The organism is Streptomyces regalis, assembly GCF_001509475.1.
In the GTDB taxonomy this organism is placed as follows: domain Bacteria; phylum Actinomycetota; class Actinomycetes; order Streptomycetales; family Streptomycetaceae; genus Streptomyces; species Streptomyces regalis.
This window is the reverse complement of the sequence record NZ_LLZG01000355.1, coordinates 33,615-52,485: the sequence shown is the minus strand read 5'-3', so window position 1 is coordinate 52,485 and position 18,871 is coordinate 33,615. Positions and strand designations below refer to the sequence as shown.

At 69.6% G+C, this 18,871-nt stretch carries 12 protein-coding genes; 3 read left to right on the top strand and 9 right to left on the bottom strand.

Going from position 1 to position 18,871, the window contains the following annotated elements; genetic code table 11:
- Window positions 1-224: 224 nt before the first annotated feature.
- From ADL12_RS30400 to ADL12_RS30365, 8 genes are all read right to left on the bottom strand, one after another.
- Complete coding sequence (locus ADL12_RS30400; protein WP_062707452.1) at window positions 225-1,409, bottom strand: Wadjet anti-phage system protein JetD domain-containing protein; 1,185 nt, start codon at window positions 1,407-1,409, stop codon at window positions 225-227.
- Window positions 1,406-4,849 (bottom strand): ATP-binding protein, encoded by a 3,444-nt coding sequence (locus tag ADL12_RS30395; protein WP_079052365.1) that lies wholly within the window; start codon window positions 4,847-4,849, stop codon window positions 1,406-1,408. Before ADL12_RS30395 ends, ADL12_RS30400 begins: the two co-directional genes overlap by 4 nt.
- Window positions 4,846-5,436, bottom strand: coding sequence for a DUF4194 domain-containing protein (locus tag ADL12_RS30390; protein WP_062707449.1), 591 nt, complete (start codon window positions 5,434-5,436; stop codon window positions 4,846-4,848). Before ADL12_RS30390 ends, ADL12_RS30395 begins: the two co-directional genes overlap by 4 nt.
- Window positions 5,433-6,875 (bottom strand): DUF3375 domain-containing protein, encoded by a 1,443-nt coding sequence (locus ADL12_RS30385; RefSeq protein WP_244188115.1) that lies wholly within the window; start codon window positions 6,873-6,875, stop codon window positions 5,433-5,435. Before ADL12_RS30385 ends, ADL12_RS30390 begins: the two co-directional genes overlap by 4 nt.
- A 179-nt stretch (window positions 6,876-7,054) precedes the next feature.
- Window positions 7,055-8,404, bottom strand: coding sequence for an AAA domain-containing protein (locus ADL12_RS30380; protein ID WP_062707444.1), 1,350 nt, complete (start codon window positions 8,402-8,404; stop codon window positions 7,055-7,057).
- A complete protein-coding gene (locus ADL12_RS30375; RefSeq protein ID WP_062707441.1) occupies window positions 8,394-9,905 on the bottom strand; it encodes a hypothetical protein in 1,512 nt (503 codons plus the stop codon). The genes ADL12_RS30380 and ADL12_RS30375 overlap by 11 nt, the downstream gene beginning before the upstream one ends.
- On the bottom strand, window positions 9,902-11,041 hold the full coding sequence (locus ADL12_RS30370; protein ID WP_062707438.1) for a hypothetical protein: 1,140 nt from the start codon (window positions 11,039-11,041) through the stop codon (window positions 9,902-9,904). Before ADL12_RS30370 ends, ADL12_RS30375 begins: the two co-directional genes overlap by 4 nt.
- Window positions 11,042-11,089: 48 nt before the next feature.
- Window positions 11,090-11,935, bottom strand: a complete 846-nt coding sequence (locus tag ADL12_RS30365; protein ID WP_062707435.1) for a hypothetical protein — start codon at window positions 11,933-11,935, stop codon at window positions 11,090-11,092.
- A gap of 135 nt (window positions 11,936-12,070) precedes the next feature.
- On the opposite strand from ADL12_RS30365, the gene ADL12_RS30360 reads away from it, so the two are divergent.
- The 3 genes from ADL12_RS30360 to ADL12_RS30350 all read left to right on the top strand — a co-directional run bounded on the left by ADL12_RS30360 (window position 12,071) and on the right by ADL12_RS30350 (window position 17,161).
- On the top strand, window positions 12,071-13,393 hold the full coding sequence (locus ADL12_RS30360; RefSeq protein ID WP_062707432.1) for a metallophosphoesterase family protein: 1,323 nt from the start codon (window positions 12,071-12,073) through the stop codon (window positions 13,391-13,393).
- A complete protein-coding gene (locus tag ADL12_RS30355; RefSeq protein ID WP_062707429.1) occupies window positions 13,390-16,590 on the top strand; it encodes an AAA family ATPase in 3,201 nt (1,066 codons plus the stop codon). The genes ADL12_RS30360 and ADL12_RS30355 overlap by 4 nt, the downstream gene beginning before the upstream one ends.
- 388 nt (window positions 16,591-16,978) lie before the next feature.
- Entirely contained in the window at window positions 16,979-17,161 is a 183-nt protein-coding gene (locus ADL12_RS30350; RefSeq protein ID WP_167364443.1) for a hypothetical protein, read from the top strand.
- A 73-nt stretch (window positions 17,162-17,234) separates the two neighbouring features.
- Here the strand turns inward: ADL12_RS30350 and ADL12_RS30345 are convergent, their stop codons facing one another.
- Window positions 17,235-18,827 (bottom strand): protein kinase domain-containing protein, encoded by a 1,593-nt coding sequence (locus ADL12_RS30345; RefSeq protein ID WP_062707423.1) that lies wholly within the window; start codon window positions 18,825-18,827, stop codon window positions 17,235-17,237.
- Window positions 18,828-18,871 lie beyond the last annotated feature (44 nt).

The following is an 18,871-nucleotide window of genomic DNA, read 5'->3' as shown; positions in this document are numbered from 1 at the left end:
CCGCAGCGCCGACAGCGCCGTGTGTCCTGGCTGTGGTGGTTCGTGGTCACGCCGTGTTCACGGCTCCTGCCCGCGGGTTCCCGGCGATCTGGCGGGTAGGCGGCTGGCGGATCTGATCGGCATCCCGCCCTCGGCATGTCTTCGGCGTTCGTCTCTCGGCTGACACAACCACTACCTCGCAGAGGGCGCGTCGCTTGGCTCGGCTGGGCGGATAATCGGGCTCGTCATGGCTCACGCTGACTCTGTGTCAGGGCGACTCGGATGGCAGCGATGCTGATGCGTTCTTGTTCCAGGCGCAGGTGTGGCCGGTAGGTGCCGTTGCGGAGGTCCTGTGCGAGCTGGGCCTCTTCGGGGGTGAGATGGGACAGGACGTCCGGGGCCTGCGTCTTCTCCTCGCCCCAGTGGGGCTCGTGGCCGAGGAGGGTGGCGCGGTCCATGAGCAGTGACTTTGTGTGGGGGAACAGTCCTCGGACCTGGTTGAGGATGGCGAAGCCGTGTGTGTCGATGTCGCCCCAGTAGTAGAGGTCGACGTCTTTGAGCCAGGCCAGGTGGCGCAGCAGGGTAGCGGCGTATCCGGAGCCGAGGACGGCGACGGCGTCGGGGACCGGTGGGAGCGAGAGGTAGGTGGTCTCGTTCTCGAGGATGAAGACGGTGCGTGCGTTGGGCGGGTGCGCGTTGAGTTCTTCGGCGCGAACGGTGAGTTCGCTGAAGGGCAGGGGAGAGGTCCCGAGGTACCGGAAGCGGATGTACATGGGCTTGGCCCGGAAGCCGTAGCGTGCAACAAGATCACTCTTCGGCGCGCTGGTGTTGACGCGGCTTTCAGGGAGCACACAGTCGAGGAGTTCGGCGAGGATTCCTTTGTTGGTCTCGATGAACTTGGTGTCCACACCTGGGATGTCGATCTCGCGCAGGTAGACCGCCTCGGTGTCGTGGTCGCGGATCCAACACGTGGTGCGCACGAGCCGGTGCCAGTCTGCAGCGTGGGCGAGGACCTTCATGGGATGGTCGGCCATCCACCGTGCGATGCCGGGGTCCTGGCGTGCGGTCTGCTCGTGCAGGGTGTGGAAGCGGTCGACCTGGGTGGTGACGCGGAGCAGCGTCCAGAGGCGGTCGCGGGTGTCGACCCAGACTCGGGCCGGAACGGTATTCGACGGGGTGCCGTTGCGGCCGCCGATGGATTTGGTCTGGATACGCAGATGGGGGTTCCGGTCGGGGGCCCAGCACTGGGCCCAGGCGAGTGCCTGCTCGTAGTGCTGCAGGGCATCGGCCGCGGTCGGTCCCTTCAGCGGCACTCCGATGGCTTCGAAGGGGTGACCGCCCGCGGCGGCGGTGAGGTAGCGGCCGCTGGTCCACTTGCGGCGCAGGGTTTCCACCACATGCTCGGGGCGGGTCCATTCTGCCGGGGTCACGACTGCTCCTTCGAGGGCTGGTTCGCCTGCTGGGCTGCTACCTGCTTGCGCGCACGGAACTCCTCGATGGTGAGGTTGTTCAGGCGGGAGCGGGTCTTGTCGGGGCGGTCGACGTAGCCGACGCGGGTGACGTGGGGCTCGATGACGTGGAGTTTCTGGAGCGGGGTGACGACGAGGAGTTGCAGACCCAGGCGCTGGAACAGGTCGAGGGCGAAGTGGGCGGAGGGGTCGTCACCGCGTCCGAAGGCTTCGTCGATGGTGACGAAGTGGAAGGTCTTGGGTTTGGGGGCGGTGGGGTCGATGCGGAACTGGTAGGCGAGGGAAGCGGCGAGGATGGTGTAGGCGAGTTTCTCCTTCTGGCCGCCGGACTTGCCGCCGGAGTCGGAGTGGACCTCGTACTCGGCGTCGTCCTCGCGGTTGAGTTCGCTGGCGGAGAAGACGAACCAGCGCCGCACGTCGGTGACCCGGGCGGTCCACTCCTTGTCGAGACGGGTGTGCTCCGGGCGGCCCTTGAAGCGGTCGAGGAGCACCTTGACCTGGAGGAACTTTTCCTCGGTATAGGTGTCGTCGGCGTCGTTCGAGAGTGCTTCGCTGGTGCAGGCGCGCAGGTCGTGCTGGAACTCGCGGACCTCCTTGTTCGGAGTGGGGGCGGCGTTGAGCCGGATGTAGCGGCCCGGGTTGTAGTCGATGCCGGCCAGCGAGGTGTTGATCACGTCGATGCGCTCGCGGATCTGCTGCTCCTGAGCGCCGAGGCGGGCCTGGAAGGAAGCGATGTCGCGGATGACGTTGGTGCGCAGGTATTGGAGGAACTGCTCCTCGAACCGGGGCAGGTCCTCATCGGTGAGCCGGCTGTGCAACGCGCGGTAGCCGTCGGCGGATTCGATGGTGTTGTCCAGCTCGGCGGTGTGGACCGGGTACCTGCCGCGGAAGGCGGTCATCAGCCCCGCTGCCTGGCTGCTGGCGTGGCGCAGGGCGTCGTGGCGGCTGCCGCTGCTGCGCAGCAGACGTGCTTCGGCATGGCGCTCGGCGTCGTCCAGCATCTCCAGGAGTCTGTGCTCGTCGCTGTCGGCTGCGGGCAGGAACTTCCTCAGGGCTTCCTCGTGCTCCGCCATGCCGTCGAGGTCGCACTGCGCGAGGAACGTGGTGGTCCTGCCCAGCAGGTCGGCGATGTTCTGGACGTCGCGGCGCAGACCGCCCAGTTCCTCCTGCCCCGTGGTGAACGTCTTGCTGCTCTGTACGATCTCGTCCTCGGTCCACTGGAGCTGCGCGGTGAGCTTGTCCAGGCCGGCTTCTGCTTCCAGGGCTTTCTTCTGCTGCTCGAACTGCTCGATATCCGCGACGGTGCTTGGCCAGTCGAGTTCCGCGTAGGTGTCGACGCTGGCCAGCAGGGTGAGGGCGGCACTGGTTCCGGCGCGGGCCCGCTGCTGCTTCTCGAGCTCCCGGGTGGCCGTGGTGATGTCGGCGCTTTCGCGGGTGAGGCGGGTCGCCTCGGCGAGGAGGGCGTCGAGCTTGGCCTGGTTGCTCCAGCCCAGCACCCAGTTACGCCGGTCGTCGATGCGGTAGGCGTCGTTCTTCTCGTGGCGGCCTCCGCCGCCCTTGACAAGGCCCTGCCGCGTGACGGCGGGCCGGGTGGCGCGGGTGAACGCGTCCAGGTCTTCGGCGCACAGGTAGTCGGCACGCGAGCGCAGCCGCGCGGCGAGCCAGTCGCAGGCCCAGCTGTCGGACTTGAGCTGGAGTTTTCCGCTCAGCAGGGCGGGGTCGTCCGGCAGCGTGGTGATGGGTGTGTGGGCGGGGACGTGGTAGTAGACCAGTCTGAGGCCCAGGTGACGGCCGTTGACCCAGGCCGAGACGGTGTCGTAGTGGGCGTGTGGGACCAGCAGGGACAAGGCGAACCCGTGCAGTACGCGCTCGGCGGCGCCGGCCCACTCGGCTTCGTCGTCGCGGACCTGGATCAGCTCGCCGGCGAACGGCAGGACCTCGTCGGAGACGCCTGCGGCGGTGGCGAGTTCGTGGCGCAGGACCAGCAACTGGGCGGGGATGCTGGAGCGCTGCTGCTGCAGGCTGCTGATCTCGAGCCGCAGCGCGTCGGTCGCGATGGTGTTGCCGTGGCGCGCGATGGCGAGATCGTCGAGTTTCCCGCGGGCCTGCTGCTCTTGCTCCTCGGCCCGGGAACGGGCGGTGGAGATCTGGTCGGTCCGCTCACGGAAGGAGGCGGCGTCGGGGACGGGATCCATGCCGGCCTGCGCGAGCCAGGTGCCGTACTCGGTGGCGCGCTTGCGGCGCCGTTCGCGTTCACGGCCGAGCTCTTCGATGCGGCCGGTCAGGGAGATGAGCTTCTCCCCGCCGACGCCGTCGATACGGCGCCGCAGGCCGTCGGCCGTCCCGCGCAGCTGTTCCAGCTGCCGCCCGCGAGTGGACTGCAGTTCCTCCAGTTCCGCCGCACCAGACATGAGCGCCGTGTGACGAGTCGTGAGGAGCCGGTGGCGGTGCTGGGCGAAGAACGCGGGGACGGCACTGCGGCGCTTGTCCAGGGCGGTGATCTCCCCCTGGACGGTGTCGTACCGGTCGCATGCCACCACTATCGGCGTCAGGTCCTCGATCATCCGACGGGCCCGGACGACTTCGTTGTGGCTGGCGGTGAGCGCGTCGAAGTGGGCGACGATCTTGTCGACGGCCGTCTTCGCGTCGAACGGCTCCAGCATCCGCTCGCGGACGAACTCGTCCAGGCTGCCCACGGCCTTCATCGACACCGTCTGGTGGAACAGGTCCAGGGCCTGCAGGCTGGGGATGCCCAGACCTCTCAGCAATGCCTTGCCGTACTGGGTGTATGTGCTGCCGTGGATGGTGGCCCCGCGCTGTTTCAGCTGCCGGCGCAGGTCGGTGATGTCGGTGCCGAAGCCGGTGAAGTCGGTGTCGATGGACAGCGGTGCCTCGGCGGTGAGGTAGAACCGCTCGGGCTGCCCGGTGCTGGTCGGGGATGTCCAGTAGAAGACCTGGGCGAGCGTGAGGTGGGCGCCGAGGGCGTAGTTGGCGAAGACGCCCAGGATCACGCTGTAGGACGTGTGGTCGCGCAGCCCCACGGGGCGGGTGGTGTCCGATGCCTCGACGCGCTCGTTCTTGTGATGGCCGAGGACGTAGGACCGCAGGTCGCGCTCCTTGGCGTCGGCGCCCGCCGCTTTGTTGTAGGCGATTTTGTGGGCGGGCAGAAGCAGCGTGGTGAGGGCGTCGACGAGGGTGGACTTGCCCGATCCCACGCCCCCGGTGAGCAGGGCGCAGTGCCCGTCGATGGTGAAGGTGCAGGTGGTGCGGTGGAAGGTGCCCCAGTTGAGCACCTCCAGGCGGGCGAGCCGGTAACCGGGGCCGACGCCGAACGTGCCGGCCGACTCTGCGGGCGTCGCCTGCCGGGGGATGAGCGCTGCCGGGTCGGTGGTGAGGGTCATGTGTCGTCCTTGGCCGTGGTGGAGGCAGCGTCGCGGTAGGTGGCGAGGAGGTCGTTGAAGTCGTTGAGGGCCTGGGCGTCGACCAGGGCCTTGATGTGGCGGCGGACCTCGTAGGCGCCGGTCTGTTTCGTCTGGCGCAGTGCCTTGAGGTCGACAAGCTTCTTGATGTGGGCGTCGATCTGGTCGACGAGCTGGGCTTCGTTACTGCGTGGTGGGAGGAAGCCGCGGACCATCTCGACCAGGTCGTCGCGGGTGAGTACCAGGCGCGGGTCGGCGGAGTCGGCGTCGCTGTCCGCGAGCCGTCCGCGCAGCAGGACGAGCATCAGGCTGACGGGGAACGAGAGCCGGTGGCGGGTGACCAGCCGCGGCACCGGGGCGCCGTCGTCACGGGAATCGAGATCCTGCTGCCGGACGTAGGCGTAGCCCTCGGCGCGGTCGATGACGACGTCGAGGCCGATCACGCTGAGGTAGTCGCCGATCGCCGCCTGCTGGCTGACGATCTGCTCCCAGACGGCAGGGGCGTCGCTCTGATAGAGCACGCCCCCTTTCAGCAGGTGGACCACGGGGACGGTCAGGGCGTCGCTCACTCCTGCTCCGCCTTTCCGGCGGCGTTGCCGCCTTCGTCGCGTACGAACGTCACGTGCGGCACTCTCGCCTGCGTGTGTCCGGGCACGTGGACGCGCGGGTAGACCAGGAGGTCGGTGCGGTCCGGGTCCACGATCATGTCCAGGCCGGGGTGCTCCACCTGGAAGTAGGCGAGCAGTTCCGCCAGCCCCAGGGTCAGCGGGTGGTCGTCGACGATGGCGGCCAGGTTCGCCTGGCCGCTCGGGCTTGCGGCGACCGCCTCCAGGACATGACCGGCCAGCGCCTCGGTGTCGACGTGGACGCCGGAGAAAAGCTCGGAGATGTCCACCTCCGCGTCGTCGGATTCCTCCACCGCAATCGTGTCCAGCTCGATGCGTTCGACGGGCATGTACAGCCGTCGCTCCATCGGCAGCGTCAGATGTGCCTGAGGGATGTCCAGCGTCATGCCGGGCAGGTCGGCTTGGCCTTCCAGGGCGGTGACGTGACGCTGGGTGGAGCGCACCAGCGCCAGTACGCGGCGGTCCTCCGCTCGGCTGCGGTCGACCAGGAAGCGGCGCAGTTGCTCGGTCAGCTGCCGGACCGTGTCCTGGGTGTTCTCGGCTGCCTCAAGCCAGGCGAAGGGGACTTTCAGCAGGCTCTGGTTGGCCCTGCCTTCCAACTGCGGCAGCTGGTTGACCTGTTGCAGCAGCTCCCGCAGTTCCTGCTGGCGGCGGGGGGAGAGGAGGTAATCGAAGAACGCCTGGAAGCTCTGTCCCTGATCGGACCGGGCGATCTCGTCGCGGTCCAGCAGGAACGCGGCCAGTTGCTCTCCCTTCCCGCCCTCGGCGGTGGCGACCTGGTGGCGCAGCCGTACGTCCAGTTCCCGAAGATTCGCCTCCACTTCGCGGAAGTCCCGCAGGAGTTCGACCGCGGTGCTCTCCACCTGCTGGTAGCGGTCCAGCAGAGCGAGCGGGGACAGCATGTCGACCTCACCGGCGCGCAGCCGGGCGATCTGGGCGTCGATCGCGTCACGCTCCCGGCGCAGTTCGTCGATGCGTGTCTGCGGATCGGTCTCCGTTCCGAACGCCATCTGCCGCAGGAGCGCGACGATGGTGTTCAGGCGGGACTCGGTTCCGATGAACGAACGTGCGGGCAGCTCCCGTACCCAGGCCACGGCCTTCTCGAGTGCCGCAGTCGCGTCGAAGTGCGCCTCGTCCTCCCCAGGCGGGTAGTACTTACGCAGCCAGCCGTTCTTCGTCCACTCCGCCAGATAGGCGTCGGCAGGCCGGGGAAACGAGCCGGGCTTTTCCTCGTTGAGGACGTAGAGCCGGTCGTCCAGCCGGGACTCCAGCACGGTCTCCGGCACACCGCGCGCGTTCTCGTCGACGAACACCGTGCCGCAGAACGACAGCACCAAAGCGGCATTGTCCGCGCGCAGCAGCACCCACGCCGGATGACGCATGAGCTCTGTGACCTGGTCGAAATCCACACAACCCCCCGATCGCATGCAAAGTCTGTCCTGCCCCCGGCAAAGCAGGTGACGTCACTCTAGAAACCGGCACTGACAAAACCCGGGAAACCGAATGAATTTGCGAATTCGGCGGGAAAGCCCCGTACTCGGGCGTTGACGTTGCACGGGCATCATGCGGCGACGCGGTGTCGGGCGAGCTTGTCCAGCATGACCTGGTTGGCCTCCCACCCGTCAGGGAACTTCGCGCGCACGGAAAGGTGCACCGGGTCGGTGGACGGGTGGCTGTCGAGGAGGTTGGTGATTCCTTCGCGGGCGACGACGATGCATGCCTGCCGGTGGCGGGAGGCGAGGACGCACAGCCGCCCGGCCTCCAGATGGAAGGCGGTGGCGTCCCGGCGGCCGGACAAGGGGTGCACGACGATGACGACTTCGAACTCGCGGCCCTGCAACCGGTTCGCGGTGTCCACCGCCACGCCCCGCGCGCGGGGGTTTCCGGTCCGGGCGAGCGCGGCCCGGACCAGGTCGGCCTGGTCGCGGTGGGCGACGCCGATGGCGATGTCACGGGCGTCCAAGGGCCGTCCGTCCGGGTGGCGCTCGCAGGTGGCGATCGCTCCGCGGATCAGCAGCCGGGCGGCGAGATCGGCGGCGGTCCGGAGGGTCTCGGTGTCGGTGCGCGGTACGTGTCGGCGGGGCAGTTCGTGCAGGGCCCAGCCGGTGGTGAACGCCTTGGTGAGGGTCTCGTCCAGGTCGGTGCGGGCGAACCCGGTGGTGCTGAACTCCAGGGCGCGGGTGGCCTCTTCGGTTCCGGCGGTGAAGTGGTTGAAGGGGTAGAACGCCTGGGCGATGGTCGGTGCGGCCGAGGCGGGCAGGCGCCAGGACACCGGAAGCCGGTGCACGGGGATGCCGGGGTTGTGTTCCAGCATCACGCTGACGCCGTTCTGCGTCGGGTCGTGCGGGAGCCCGATCCAGCGTTCGGTGCCGACGATCGTGAAGGGGTCCAGCTGGCCGGGGTCGCCGACGAACAGACCGCGGTCGAAGTGTTCGACGATCTGCAGCAGCATGTCCGAGCGCATCTGGTAGGCCTCGTCCAGGATCGCCCAGCCGAACGTGGTGGCGTCGTGGACGGTGGCCCACTTGGCGGCGGTGCCGATGACGATCCGGCAGCCGGCCAGATCGGTCAGGGTGCGCCCGATCGTGGTGTTCGTCAGCTCGCTCAGGGACTGCGGCGGGCTGTAGGTGCTTGCGCTCAGACGGCCGAGGGGAAGGTCGGGATGCTTCTCGGCGAGCCGCTCGATCAGGTCGTCGACCTGGTTGTTGGTCTGGGCGACGATGATCGGGCGTTCGCCGCCCGCCGTGAGTTCCTGGGCGGCGTCGATCACCAGGGTGCTCTTGCCGGCGCCCGGAGGGGAGTCGACGACGACGGCCCTGTGCCGGGAGTCGGCCAGGTCGGCCAGGATCGCTGCGGTGGCGGCGCCCGCAGCCGCGGACGCGTCGAACGCGGTGGTGTCGTCAGTCGTCATTGCCCCACTCCTCTGCGGCGGCGTCCTCGGGTACGGCGGATTCGATGTCCGGCCCGTCCGGGCCGGCACTGTGCGTCCACGGGGTGTGATCGGACGCCGGGAATCGTGGCTCCGGGCGCCACCCCGGGTCGGGCAAGTAGTCGATGCTCTGGCCGAGCTCCGGCACCGTGCCCGGCTTCGGGGCGACAGAGCGCCCCATTCCGCCCGTGACCTCCACCACGACCAGCGTGGCGTCCCCGTCGGGGAGGACGGAGACGATCACGGCCTTGTGACCGGCCGGCATGGACGGGCTGATCAGCCTCGTGTCGGCGACCAGCCGCACGGGATCCTCGGTGCGGACGGTGACCCGCGGCCGTGGCACCCGCCTGTTCTTTGCCGTGGTGACCGTCCGGCCGGATTCGGTCTCCACGACCGTCCCGGCGAACGCCTCCCCGGCGCTGCGCCGGTCCGCCCGCACGAACCGGTCGTCGAACGCCGTCTCGGACTCGAAGTCGGCCAGCGCGCGTTCCAGTCGGCTCAGCCTCCGGGCCGCGCTGATCGCGGTGTCCCGCTTGCGCTGCGGAAGGCCCCCGGCGTCCCGGTCGTCGGAGTAGCGGGTGAAGGCCGCGCAATCGCGTTCGAAGCGCCTGGCGGTCTGCGGCGCCTCGCGCACGGACCGCAGAAGCGATATGGCCTCCCACACCATGCGCCAGGTGGGCTGGATCTGCCCCGCGATCAGCTCCCGCAGGTCGGACTCGGCGGTGGCCAGCGCACGCGGGTCACCGAGGGCGCGGGCTGTGTCGAACCGTCTGATCGCCGGCGCCAGGTCGCGGTTGTCGAACTCGGGGGAGGTCGTCGGGCCCGCCGGCGGGCACACGTCCGGGTTCTCCGCCTCGGCCATGGCCTGCTCGACGCTCAAGCCCGCCGGGGGAGAGATCCAGGCCATCAGGGAGGCGAGGTTCTGGTCCTCCAGCGTGCTCTGGCCGGTCGCCCAGTGCTCGGCGAGCATCCTGGTGACGGGCAGCAGAAGGGAGGTGCCTGCCTGCTCGGCCCTGTCGACCAGGAACGTCAGCCACATGCCGAACTCGGGGACGACATCCGGCACCGCGTGAGGACCGGACGTCGAGCGGAAGCGGCACATGCGTCCCAGATCGGCCAGGGCCTTGACGCCGCCAGGGTTGGGCACCAGGACCTGCGGAGCGTCGGTGTACAGGGAACGCTCGTCTTCACCGCGGCGGTTGTGACGGAAGGAATCGATGTAGTCCACCACGATCCGGCCGAGACCGGCGGCGAACGCGAACCGCTGGTCCCGGTTGCGGGGCTGCGGCACGACCAGCAGCGTCCCGGTCCTCCTGGAGGAGCCGACCATCGCGGCCAAGGGCGCCCCGGCCTCTCCGGCCATGGCCAGCGGGACGATCACCAGCGGCCGGCCTGACAGACGCCGGTGCCGGTACTCGGTCAGCGGCACCGCCCGCATCGACTCCATCGCCTGCACATGCGCCAACGCCGACAGTATGCTCACGCCGCACCTCCGAGACCTTCCAGTTCGGCGCGCAGCCGTGCTGCGTGCCGCAGGGCGTCGGCCATCTCGGACTGGGCCTCGCTGGGCTGCAGTTCGCCGTGGGCCAGTCCCATCACCATGGTCGTGGTGTCGATACCGCCGAACTGCTCGCGCACCACCGGCCCGAGGACATCCAGCGAGGCCTCCGCGCGGGCACGGCTGCGGCAGTAGAACGCCATCTCGCAGTGGTTCAGGCAGTCCGGACGGTAGGTCACGAGGACCCGATCCAGCGATGCGGTCAGTTCCCCGGCCGGGCGCCGGGGCCGTTGCTCCTCATCCAGGTCGAGATCGAAGGTGAGGCCCTCGGGCACCAGGTCCACCAGGTCGCCGATGCGCTCGATGCGCGACAGTTGGCGGCTCAGCGCGGCCACCTGCTTGCGGGCATCGACGAACGCCGCGGTCGGCCGGTTGGTGAAGTCCTTCGGCGCGACCAGCACGACCGTGTCGGACACGGCCTGCCCGTCGATACCGGCCCGCGCGAGCAGGTCGCGCAGCGCGATGATGTACGCGCACGCCTGGGTGGTCGCCGCCCGCACCTGCGTGGGATCGGCCTGCCCGTCGAGGATTGGGAAGCTCTTGATCTCCACGATGTGAAAGCGCCCGTCGATACGGAAGGCCACCAGGTCCGGCTCCAGGAACGCCTCGTGCCCGCCGACCCGCAGGCGCAGCATCGGATGGTCGAACAAGGTGCCGTCACCGTCACCCCGGGCAGCCTGCAGCAGGACCTGTGCGGTGCGGTCGTGGCGCACCGCGGCGCGGCCGTCGCCGCCGACGTTGTTCAGGTCCTCGTACCCCACCTCCGGCAGCGTCAGCTGCAGGGTCTCGCGCAGGACCCGTACCAGCTCCGCGCAGCCGTTGTCCTTCACCATCGTCTCGAAGGCGTTTCCGCGCGCGAGGGCGAAGACGGACTGGCCGAAGGGCGAGGGGTGGCCGGCGTGCGCGGCGATCGCGGCCTTGTCGGAGCCGGAGGCGTCGAGCAGCGCCCGCAGCGTGCAGCGCGGGTTGTTCTGCAGGGCCGCCAGCGACCGGGCGTTGTAGTCCAGGCGCTTCGCGGATCCGCGAAGCGCGGCGAGGCGTTCGTCGACTGGTGCATTCACGGTCTCGTAGATCCTTGCGGGGGAGAAGGGACTGCTGAGCGTCAGGAGTCAGGCCCGGGCCGTCCGCAGGTACGTCACGCCCTGCGCGGGCGCGCCGAACAACTGCTGGTCGTCCTTGAGCGACTTGCGTGCCCGCCGTGCGGCCTCCGCCCGGGCGGCGCGGTCGGCGTCGGCGTGCACGTCCAGCTCGGCCCCGGCGGCGTCGATCACCTGCTGCGGGTCCATCGCGCCCTCGTGACCGGCCACGCTCCTCGGCAGGGCGTCGGGGATGTTCACCGCGAAGCGCCACAGCAGCCGCAGCGCCTCCGGACCGGGCCCGCCGGCTGTGGACTCGGCCGAGGTGCGCACGGCCTCGGCGATGCGGATCGCGCTGGTGAGGAAGTCCACGCGCGGCGACAGCGGGCCGATCACCCGCTGGTCCAGCGTCCAGGTGCTGATGGTGATGAGCGCCCGCACCGGCGTCAGCAGGTCGTGCGCCAGTGCCGGGCACAGGTAGTACGGCCGGGCGCCGGGGCTGGACCGGTAGGAGCGCTCCTCGTCCCGGCGCAGGCTGGAGAGCTTGGACGCGGACAGCTCGCCCGGGAAGAACGCCTCGTGCACGCCGACGATCAGTTTGGGGGCGGCCGGGGTCCCGAGCAGCATCAGGGCACGGTGGACGTGCTCGCGCGCCGGGAGCTGTGACCCCTGCGCGGCCGGAGCCGCTGCCGGTACGGGGTGAGGCGGGGCGGTGGCCGGTTCGTCGGCGTCGACGAGGGCGTCCCAGGCCCGCTCGGCGCGGCGCAGTTGCATCCGCAGCTCGCCGGCGCGCTCGGTGTCACCGGCGGCGGAAGCGTCGCGGATCGCGCGGCGCAGGGTGCTGATGCTCTTCTCCAAGGCGTCCAGCGGATCACTCATGCCCCAGACGCTACCAGAGTTCCAGAGCTTTCCAGACTTCTTCCCGAGATCCGGTGTACAGTCGGCGCCACCGAACCTCCGGCCGCAGCGGCGCAGCCCGCGCCGTCCCGCAGACCGTTCCTCTGGAGGCACCCCGTGACGGGACGCGTGTTCCACACCTCCGACTGGCACCTGGGCCGCCAGATCGGCCGCTACCGGCGTGACACCGAAGTCGACGCCGTCCTGGACGAGGTCATCGACATCGCCGCCGACTTCGCCCCCGACCTGATCGTGCACAGCGGCGACCTGTTCGACAGCTCCCGGCCGAGCCTGGACGACCTGCGCCGTGCGGCGCAGGCACTGCGCCGCCTCGGCGAGATCGCGCCCGTGGTCGTCGTCGCTGGCAACCACGACACCACCTACGTCCTGGCGTTCCTGAAGTTCATGATGAGCGACATGGGAACCCGCGAAGGGGACGAGGTCCGGGTCCGCTTCGCCACCGACGCCCGCCCCGACGGGCTGCTCGTGGCCGAATACCCCACCAAAGGCGAGGAGTTGACACTGCGTATCGGCGCGCTGCCGTACCTGCACCCCAACCGGTTCACCTACGACTTCGCCGACCCCGGCATGACAACCGCGGCCTACACCGAGCGGATACGCATCGTCCAGGCCGACGTGTACCGCCGCTTGGCCGCGGGCCGCGGCGCACGGGACGTCCTGATCTTCGCCGCCCACCTGTTCGTCGAAGGGGCCACCCCTTCCCACTCGGAGCGGAAGATCTCCCTCGCCGCCGAGTACGCAGCAGCCGCCGCCGACCTGCCCGAGGTCGCCTACGGCGCCCTCGGCCACATCCACAAGCAGCAGTCCGTCGGCCGTGCCGGATTCCCGGCCCATTACGCGGGCAGCCCGCTGCAGATGGACTTCGGCGAGAGGGGCGACACCAAGGGCGTGGTGCTGGCCGAGGTCGGCCCGGACACCGAGCCCCGCATCGACTTCGTGCCGCTGACCGCCGGCCGCCGTCTGATCCGGCTGGAAGGCACCTTGGAGGAGATCACGCAACGCGCCGGCCGTGTCGGAGACGCCTGGGTGAAGGCGGTGGTGAACGTGGAGGTCTCCAACCCCTTCCTGCCGGACACCCTCGCCAAGATGATGCCGCAGGCGACGCTCGTCGACATCGACGAACGCCGCACCGGGGCAGCCGACCGCGTACTGGACCGGGAGACCTCCACCGGAGAACTCCCCGATGTCGAAGACCTGTTGCGCGACTACCTGCCCGGCCGCGGCACCACCGGCCTGGCCCTGGACCGTGCCATGGCCGCCCTCGCCCATCTGCAGGCCGAACCCGACCCCGACGATCCCGCCCCGTGCTGCGAGGAGAACCTGCTGACCGCGGCCATCGCCGGCCAGCCCCTCGACACCATCGACCGCTCAGGCCTGCTGCCCGGCATCGACACTTCCGGAGCGAAGACAACGCGATGAAACCCCTGACACTGTCCATCATCGGACTCCGCAGCTACCCCACCCCGGTCACCGTCGACTTCACCGGCAAGAGCCTGGTCGCCGCGCTCGGCAACACCGGCGCCGGCAAGAGCAGCATGCTCGACGCCATCGTCTTCGCCCTGTTCCGCAAAAGCTCCTGGGACGCCAAGGAACCCCGGCAGCTCATCGCCGACGGTGCGCAGGCCATGAGCGTCGAACTCACCTTCCTGCATAACGGACAACGCTGGCACATACATCGCACCATGCACGCCACCAACCCGAACGCGGCCCGGCACCATCTGAAGAACCTCGACACCGGAGAGGAGATCGACGGCGCCAACGACGTCGACCCCCGCATCAAGGCGATCCTGCAGATGGGCTACGACACGTTCCTGCGTGTCGGGCTGCTCCCGCAAGGCAAGTTCGACCGTCTCCTTGTCGCCGCCCCCAAGGAACGGAGCGCGCGGCTGAGAGAACTCTTCGGTGCCGAGTCCCTGGAGTCGGTCCAACAGATGGCCGCCCGCCGTCGCGAGGCGCTCAAGGACCTGCTGGTCGACGCGCGGGCCAAACGCGATTCCATGCCGGCCGACCCCGAGCGGGCCGCCGAGGAAGCCGGCGCCGCCGCCGACGCGGCCGAAGCACGCGCCGAACGCCTCAGCACCGCCGTAGACCGCATCACCGGGCTGCAGAAAGAAATCTCCGAAGCCCGGACCGCCGCCGAAAAGGCGGCCGCCGCCAGAACGACTCTGTCGGCGCGCACGGTGACCGGCGCAGGCACCTCCCTCGACGCACTCGAAGCCGTTGCCGCCGACATCGCCGCACGACGCGACGCCCTGGACGACCGCGACGCCCAAGCCCGAGCCCAGGAAAGCGAACTGACCGACGAGATCACCGCGGCAGAGGCGGAAGGAGAAGGCCCAAGCGCCCTCACCAAAGCCGCAGTGATCCTCCAGACCCTCGCGGAGCACGCCACGGAACACCGCAGCGAGCGCGACCGGCTCGCCGAGCTCACCGGACAACTCGCAGGCGAACGCGAGGACATCGCCACGACCGAAGCGGACCTGGCCGAGCGCGTCGCACACACGAAACCGCTCGCAGAGGCAGCCCGCGCCGCTTCGCAGGCGAGCAGAGAGATCCGCATCCGCGCCGCCACCGCCCGCACCGCGCTGACCGCAGCCCTCTCGACGGCCCGCCGCGTCGCCGACACCGCGAGCGCCGAGGCCACCGCAGTGAGCGAACACCGGTCCGCTCGGGACGGCCTCGGCCCGCTGGAAACGGCAACAGCCGCCGCCGACAAAGCCCTAGCCGCCGCCGAGAGGCATCTGGAAGCGCACCGACTGCGCAACAGGGCCGCCGCGATCGCTGCCGAACTGCAGCCGGGCGACGACTGCCTCGTATGCCACCGCCAACTCCCGGCCGACTTCGCACCCGGCTCCACCACCGATACCGCCGAGCTGACTACGGCGAAAACACAGCTCGACGAGGCGAAGACCGCACGAGAGGCGGCAGCGGATCGGCTCGCCGAAGCCCGCGCCACCGTAACCGAGGCCGAGAAGACGGTCCTCGCACGCGAGAAAGACCACCGGGACACACAGCAAAAGGCACGCAAGGCCATCGCGGAAGCAGTGAGCGCGTTCGAAGACCTCGAGGCCCTGGCCGCCGGAACCGGCCGAGGCTTCGAGGCGGAATCAGCTTCGGCGACACTGACCGCGGCCACCACAGCCCTGGCGACCCCGACCACCGACGGTGCCGCACAACCGCAGGAGCGCCCCGAGCAGAACACCGCACCCATCACCGACGCCATCGCCGCGTGCGAACAGACAGCCGACGACCACGCCGAGAACCTGAAAACCGAAGAGCACCGCCTCACCGCCCGCATTGAGGCAGAACACACAACGCTGGAAGGGCGCAAGGAAGCCCACCGCCGCGCCGTCGACGACGCGGCGACAGCCTCCAAGAGGCACGCCCGTGCCGCGGCCAGGACCACCGCCGACCTCCACGCGCTTCCCACCCGCATCCGGGCGATACTGCCGGACGAGGCCATCGACGTCACCGCCGACGAGGCATCCGCTGCCGCCGCTGCGGTCACCATCCGGCAGGCCGAAACCCAAGAACTGCTCGACCGGAGAGAAGAGGCCCGAGCGGAGAAGACCTCTGTACTCGCCCAGCAGCGCGCCCTCGACCAGGAGGCCCGCACCGACCTGGAACGCCCCCTGAACGAACTGCGAGGCAACCTGGACGCCTGGGCCCATGCCGCAACCCAGGCGGTTGCCCACCTCGACGACGCCAGCAACCACCGGATGCCCCAGGCCCCCACCGAGCCGGGAATCGCCGAAGTCCGGCAATTCGTCGTGGAACTGTCCGCGGTCACCCAGATGCTGGACGACCAACTCACCGAACGCGCCACCACCGCCACCGAACGCGCGAACACCGCGGCAACTAGCCTCGGCGAGCATGCCGCCGCGCTCTGCGATGTCGAGGACTTCGCCTCCGCAGCCGACCTGACAGCTCCATCGGCACTGCATCCCCTCGTCACCGCGGCCGCACACGCCAACAGAGAGACCGAAGAGCAGCTCCAGAAACAGCAGAAGGCGCTGGACACGATCAAACCGGCCGCCGACCTGGACTTCGCCATAGCCGCCGGCAAAGCCCGCTACGAGGCACTGGAGGTGCTACGCACCGAACTGGTCGACGCCAAGTTCCTGGGCCATCTCACCACCCTGCGCACCCACGCACTGCTCGGCGTGGCCAGCGACCTGCTCCAGCACATGACCGAGGGACGATTCGGCTTCGCCGACACCTTCGACATCGTCAGCCGCAGCTCCGGAGTCAACCACCACCCGAATCGGCTGTCCGGCGGTGAGAAGTTCCTGGCATCGCTCGCCCTGGCCCTGGCGCTCGCCGAACTGCACTCCCGTAACGGGTCGAGCCTCGGCTCGCTGTTCCTCGACGAGGGCTTCGCAGCCCTCGACACCACCACACTCGACTCGGCCCTCGACGTGCTGCGCGCCCAGGCCGGAGGCAACCGCCTCGTCATGGTGATCAGCCATCTGCATGCCGTCGCCGAAGCGGTCGACGATGTCCTGTGGGTGGAGCGGACCCCTGCCGGGTCCTCCGCACACTGGCTGACGTCAGCCGAACGCGACGACCTGGTGCAAGCCGATCTGGCCAGCGGCCTACAGGAACTCGCGCGGTAGCGGCGCTGGCGAGTCAGGCGAGACGGTGGTCTCACCGGGCAGCGGGCCGGGCGCGGACGGCCACACGGTGCTGGCCCGGGCTGGTGCGAAGACGGGGCCCGACGAGGAGCGGGTTCTCGCCTGGGCGCGGACTGGGTGGGGCGCACTTCATGCCACCGGTCTTCTAGGCAGGTCAGAGATCAGAGAGATGATCAGAACGTTGCGCTCGTCGGGGGAGGGCCCAGACCTCGCCACGCTTCACAGAGTGTCTCCCTCACTCTCAAGCTCGTCTCCGAGGTTGAGATCGGCGAGTTGGTGCGCGGCGCCGAAGGCCGCGGCGCGGTAATCCGCGCTCATGTTGGCGCCCTGACCGAGGGGGCCACTTCATCGGGCCTACGGGGCGGTGCTCGTGACCACGGCCGTCGCGGTCGACATCCCCGCAACCGAGCTGTGTGATGCCCAGCGGGCCGCGACGAACCAGGCCTTGCGCACGATCCTGTCCGCACACCGGTTCTGGATCACCGACGGTCTGCTGGGCGAGGCTCTCTCGTCCTCGGGCTCGGCCCCGACCGGTGGGCCCGAGCAGCTGTGATCAGCGCGGTCGCGGTGGGTAGGGGGTGATGCCAACGGTCACCAGGACGCGGCCGCTGCCGGGGAGCAGGCGGTCACTGTGCGGTGAACCCGGTGCAGGTGATGAAGCGCTGTGAGCCGTCGCCGACGGACCAGACCACGGTGTATGTGCCCGGTGGGTAGTGAGCGACAGCTCCTGGGAAGTCTCCGGGCCAGACCACGGTGGCCGCCGTGTCGGAGTACACGGTGGTGCGCGCCAGGCGTGAGATGCCGTCGGGCATGTAGACGCGGGCCAGAACGGGCATTTCGATCTGTACGGGGTCGATGTTGCCGTACTTGTTGCGCAGGCTGAGTTCCACCGCGTCTCCGGCCCGGACGTCACCGGCGGCGAAGTACTGCCAGGCCCCGTCGACTTCTGCTCCTTTCCGGGGCACGCAGTCGAGCTGGTCCGGCAGGTAAGTGAAGGGCGGGGGTTGCAGCGGCGAGGGGGACGTCGGCGACGGCGTGCGGGTTTCCGTCGAGATGACCGAGGGCGTAGCGGGGGAGGGCGTCGGCGACGCGGTGTCCCCCTCGCTGTTGCGGGCCGGCTCCGCCGCGGGCGGGGCGCTGACGGCCCTTGTCGGGCTGCTGGACGTCGCCGTTTCCCGGCCCTGCGCGGGTGTGGACGCTGATGATGCGGCGATTGCTCCGCCGACGCCGCCCACAACGGCCGCGACGGCAACGATCGTGGCCAGTGGCTTGACGCGGCGGCTGCGGGCAGTGGTGGGCCAGGCGGTGTCGTCCTCGGGTGGCAGGTCCCAGTGGGCGCTCACCAGATCGGCAACCAGTGTCGGCTGCTCCTGAGCGCGCGGGGTGGCGGCTGTGGCCTGCGCGGCGAGCAGCACAGTGCAGGCGTCGCGGAGTTCGGCGGCGGTCGGCCGGGCGTCGGGTTTTTTGGCGAGTGCCTGCACAATCAGCGGCAGCAGGGCCTCGGGAGTGCCCTGCAGGTCCGGCTCGGCGGAGAGAACGCGGAAGGCCACGGCATCGGGGGCGCCGGTGCCGAAGGGCAGGCGGCCGGTGGCGGCGTAGGCGATCAAGGCACCCCAGGCGAATATGTCCCCCGCAGGACTCACTTCAGCTGCGCGGTAGTGCTCCGGACTGATCCAGCCGGGGGTTCCGGTCATCTCCCCGGTGCGGGTCACCGAGGTGCCGTCCAGGAGGTGGGCGATGCCGAAGTCCAGCAACTGGGGGCCGGCCGGGGCGAGGATGACGTTCTGGGGTTTCACATCGCGGTGGATGACGCCCGCCTCGTGCACCGCGGCGAGCGCGGCTGCTGTTCCGGCGGCCAGCGCGTACAGACGGGCCCCGCCCAGGGGGCCGCTCGAGGCGAGATGCTGGTCGAGGGTAGGGCCGGGCACAAAGGCAGTGGCCAGCCACGGAACGGGGCCGTCGGTGTCGGCATCATGGACGGGCACCAGACAGGGGCCTGTCACCCGCTGGGAGAGTCGTACCTCCCGGCGGAAGCGGGACCGGAACTCCTCGTCTGCCACCTGTGCGGGGTGGACGACCTTGACTGCTACCTGCATTCCTGAGGAATGGAGCGCGGCATAGACGGAGCCCATGCCGCCCGTCCCGAGCCGCCCGATGACGCGGTAGGGGCCGATGCGGCGAGGATCGCCCGGGTGCACCGGCTGGATACGGCTGGACACAGAGGCTCCTCAAACATGATCAGCAGCGCGTATGGGTCGTGCGG

Bases quoted from the DNA above. Each gene is read 5' to 3' on its own strand.
- ADL12_RS30395 (WP_079052365.1), bottom strand. From the start codon at position 4,849: ATGACCCTCACCACCGACCCGGCAGCGCTCATCCCCCGGCAGGCGACG.
- ADL12_RS30385 (WP_244188115.1), bottom strand. From the start codon at position 6,875: ATGCGTCATCCGGCGTGGGTGCTGCTGCGCGCGGACAATGCCGCTTTG.
- ADL12_RS30380 (WP_062707444.1), bottom strand. From the start codon at position 8,404: ATGACGACTGACGACACCACCGCGTTCGACGCGTCCGCGGCTGCGGGC.
- ADL12_RS30365 (WP_062707435.1), bottom strand. From the start codon at position 11,935: ATGAGTGATCCGCTGGACGCCTTGGAGAAGAGCATCAGCACCCTGCGC.
- ADL12_RS30355 (WP_062707429.1), top strand. From the start codon at position 13,390: ATGAAACCCCTGACACTGTCCATCATCGGACTCCGCAGCTACCCCACC.